The sequence below is a fragment of the Bradyrhizobium sp. Leo170 genome (assembly GCF_004296405.1).
Taxonomy (GTDB): domain Bacteria; phylum Pseudomonadota; class Alphaproteobacteria; order Rhizobiales; family Xanthobacteraceae; genus Bradyrhizobium.
On record NZ_PSRR01000810.1, the window covers coordinates 1 to 752 of the forward strand.

1 protein-coding gene is annotated in these 752 nt (G+C 63.2%); it reads right to left on the reverse strand.

Annotated features, from left to right (window positions below):
* Positions 1 to 662, reverse strand: a 662-nt coding sequence (locus CWO89_RS44845) for an IS110 family RNA-guided transposase (protein ID WP_130584454.1), incomplete at its 3' end; no start/stop codon positions are given.
* Positions 663 to 752: the final 90 nt, after the last annotated feature.

The window sequence follows — 752 nt, forward strand, 5'->3', positions numbered from 1 at the left end:
GGGCCGATCGAGGGGATCTGCGCCAGGCGCCGACTTAGGGCATCGGCCCGGTGCCAGGCCAACAACCTGGCTTCGATCGCCTTCAGCTCGCCCTCCAGCCTTGCGTATTCGCGCCCCTGCACCGCGAACAGTTCGCGCGCCAGGTCCGGAAGATTCTCGTCCTGCGCAATCCGCCTCAACAGCGGCTCGATCTTGTCCACCCCCTTGGCTGCGATCAGGCCGAACTCGGCGGCGTAGCCGCGGATCGCATTGCTCAGCTGGGTGCGCCGGGCGATCAGTCCGTCGCGGATCCCTGTCAGCATCAGCGCCGCCTGTTGCTCGGCCGTCTTGACCGGCACGAACCGCATGCTCGGCCGGCTCATCGCCTCGCACAGCCCCTCTGCATCCCGCCCGTCGTTCTTGTTCCGCTGCACGTAGGGCTTCACCAATTGCGGGGCCATCAGCTTCACCTCGTGGCCGAGCTTGGAAAGCTCCCGCGCCCAATGCTGCGAAGCCCCGCAAGCCTCCAGCCCGATCACCGTTGGTGGCAGCTTGCCGAAATACTCCAGCACTTGCTTGCGCGAAATCCGCTTGCGCAACACCACCTGCTCGGCCGCAGCAACCCCATGCAGTTGAAAAATATACTTCGACGTATCCATTCCAATACGGATAATCTCCGTCACGGACGGCTCCCTTGTTTGAGATTTCGACAACCTCATTCTGGCACAACTGATGCCGTAGGGGGCCGTCCACCCCATCAACCACAGGCCTTT